The 2,891-nt window shown below is 50.9% G+C and carries 2 protein-coding genes; both read right to left on the bottom strand.

Annotated elements, in window-relative coordinates; translation table 11 throughout:
• Positions 1–249: 249 nt before the first annotated feature.
• Positions 250–1,014 carry a Rep family protein gene (locus KQI26_RS14945; RefSeq protein ID WP_187049100.1) on the bottom strand — a complete coding sequence of 255 codons (765 nt, stop codon included), beginning with the start codon at positions 1,012–1,014 and terminating at the stop codon, positions 250–252.
• Positions 1,015–1,457: 443 nt separating this feature from the next.
• Complete coding sequence (mobV, locus tag KQI26_RS14940; RefSeq protein ID WP_253292900.1) at positions 1,458–2,726, bottom strand: MobV family relaxase; 1,269 nt, start codon at positions 2,724–2,726, stop codon at positions 1,458–1,460.
• Positions 2,727–2,891: the final 165 nt, after the last annotated feature.

Raw genomic sequence — 2,891 nt, 5'->3', positions numbered from 1 at the left:
TTGGTGTAGCAAGTTATACCAAAATGCTTACGCTTTTGGAAACTTGCTCTGCGAGGCGGTTGCTTGACCTCATTCTACGCTACGCTCCGAACAAGGTCAAGAGGGGCTTTGCCCCTGCTGTCTGCGGACAGCTCCCCACTCTCCGAGGGGCAAGGGGGCAAGCCCCCTGCACCCCCAAAATCGCCCCTTTTCGTCTTCCGTCTTCCGTCACACTATTTTGTGGTCGTAGTAGCCACAAAATAGTGCTCCTCAAACGAACCTCTTTCCGCAGTCCTTACACGCCCAACGCTGTGTATTTGCAAGGGTTTTACCACTTTTTACGATGTCTACAGACCCACACGCAGGGCAACAATCTGGCGTGGTGTTCGTGGAGTTTTCGTGGAGTTTTGCTTGTGACGGACGAAGTCCACGCTGTCCCTGCTCCCAGCGTTGGTAATTGCCCCTTGTCATTCTCTCGAAGTGACCGCTGTAACAACGCATGACCTCAATGTAGTTCATGTCCTCGTATGTATCGACCACGAACTCATAGAAGTCCATGTAGTTGGTAAAGCCATGCTCTCTGATAGCTTGTCCCATCTCCAAGAACATTTCGTTCTTTTCGGCTGTGCCAAGCTGCTCATACGCACCAATGTCGAAGTTGTTGCCCGTGATACGCTCGGACGGGTCGTACTGCTCTTTGCCTTTCTTTCGGCAATCCTCGGTGTCGTGAATGAGGTAATCATAGACATTACGGATACCAACGACCGCTTCACACTTATTGATTGCTTTCTTGCCTTCCGCAGAAAGCAAATCCATGACATTCAAAGCGTGCTTGTAGGTTGTGGTGTTCGGGAACGCCACAATCAGATGCACATGGTCTTTGCGGTGTTCGCTCTTGCTGTCCTTGTCTTGGGAGTGCTGACAGTACGCATAGGGGTACTGCAAAGTATCGCCTATGACCTCTTTCCAGTCCTCCCTCATGTTTTCTGGGTAGAGAACGCCCGTCCAAAATCTTGCCTTATCAATTTTTGCCATAAAAAAACCTCCGATTTTCTTCGGAGGGTACAATCTCGTTACCTTGACAATAAGCCCAATTACGGCTATAATTATCCTACGGTGAGTATGTGAGCTTGACCCTCATGTATTCGTGGTCTGGTATTGGCGTACCAACCACTAAAGCCATTATACGAGAATCCGCCCGCCTTGTCAATTTGACACTTGGCAGGGCGGGTTTTTTTATTTGCTCCGCAGGCTCCTACGCGGAGGGCGACCTCTGGAACAGATGGGCGTCTCCCTCGGAGTGCGTACCACGCTATCCAGAACTCAAGGGACGGGGTAGTATTTGCTATCGCAAATCTCCACCCCTCACAGCCCTTGACTTCTGGATTTTTTGGGCTATTCCGTCTCCGCCGACGGAACAAGAAACTTGCGTTTCCCGTCCCGTCGTCTCCGCCAGTATACCCCAAAAACCGCTTTCTTTAGCGTTCCAAATCCCTTGATTTGGGCTTCTGCTTCTGCGGTGGCTGCTGCCGATCACGCTTTGGCTGCGTGATAGCAGCATAGACCTCTGGCAGCTTCTCACGGATAATCTGAACCAGACGGCGAACCGTGGCTTCAAGGTCTGCGACCTTGCCACGGAGACTGCTGTTCTCCGTCTTCAAGGTCTGATTTTCCTTGCGAAGCTGAACTATCTCCATCTGGGCTTTCATGCTCGGTCTGTCCTGCTCCACCTCTCGGATTTTCGCTTGAAGCTGACGGTTTGCGTCCTCATAGGCTGTTTTTACTTTCGCTTCGGCGGCGGTGGCTCGCAGATCCGCTCGCTCTGCCCTGGCTAAAGCCTGGTCTCGCTCTGCGGTCATGCTCTCCACGGCGACCGCCGTGCGTTTCACAGCTTCAAACTCCTTATGTGTCACACCCTTTAGACCGCCCAATAGAGTTTTTTCGCCCTTAATGGCTTCGACCTCTGCGACGGTCAAAACCTCTTTCTCGGTCTGTAAAGCTTCTATTTCGCCCCGTAAGGCGTTCTTTTGCTCTACAAGGGGTTTTATACTCTCCTGCTCCTGCAAAGCCCTCTGACGGGCTTGTAGGGCTTCCTGCTGTGCCTTTAGCACTTCCTCATGGGCGGTCTGCTTCTTCAGTTCGGCAATCTCCTTATTGCCGTCCTTGGTGGCTTCATTGACCACCTCAAAGTGCCAATCTCGGAAGCTGTCGAGGTAGCGTTCCAAGTCCGTGTGAAAGGTCTTGAGGTCATTTTTTGTGATGACCTCTTTAGCTGAAACCTTTTCGCCCCCTCGCTTCTTGTCCTCTGTAACCGGCACGAAAGCAAAGTGCATATGCGGCGTTTTTTCGTCCTTATGGACATACGCCGATATGACATTCTGCTCTCCGTAGCGGTCGCAGAGAAAGCGATAGGAACGCTCAAAAAACAGCCTTTCGACCTGCTCTTTGTCTGGGCTTACATGAAGACTTTGGTTGTGGTGGCGGTACTCTGGCAGAGTAACCACCCATGAACACATGACATTCACATCGTCCCGCTTGAGGGTACGGGCTTCTGTCGTTCTCTGTCGAATAAAGTCAATTTGCTCAACTCCACGCCGTGGAGCTAAATTGTAGTTCAAGTGGGTTTTTTGTGGGTCTATGTCCTGATTGCCGAACTTCACATATTCGCCCTTTTCGTCCTTCCGTCTTTCATAATGCGCCGCCAAGTGACCGCAGGCGGCTCTTGTATATTTCTGTGCGTTTGCCATAGTGAAACACCTTTCTTTTTATCGCTGAAAATCAATCCAAATACTTTTGGTGTAGCAAGTTATACCAAAATGCTTACGCTTTTGGAAACTTGCTCTGCGAGGCGGTTGCTTGACCTCATTCTACGCTACGCTCCGAACAAGGTCAAGAGGGGCTTTGCCCCTGCT

It is taken from the genome of Intestinimonas sp. MSJ-38, from assembly GCF_018917925.1.
GTDB lineage: Bacteria > Bacillota > Clostridia > Oscillospirales > Butyricicoccaceae > Pseudobutyricicoccus.
Note: the sequence above shows the minus strand (reverse complement) of the source record. Positions and strands in the feature narration are given on the sequence as shown.

What these genes read in the sequence shown, in the direction of transcription:
- mobV (WP_253292900.1), bottom strand. Translation starts at nt 2,726, where the DNA reads ATGGCAAACGCACAGAAATATACAAGAGCCGCCTGCGGTCACTTGGCG.
- KQI26_RS14945 (WP_187049100.1), bottom strand. Translation starts at nt 1,014, where the DNA reads ATGGCAAAAATTGATAAGGCAAGATTTTGGACGGGCGTTCTCTACCCA.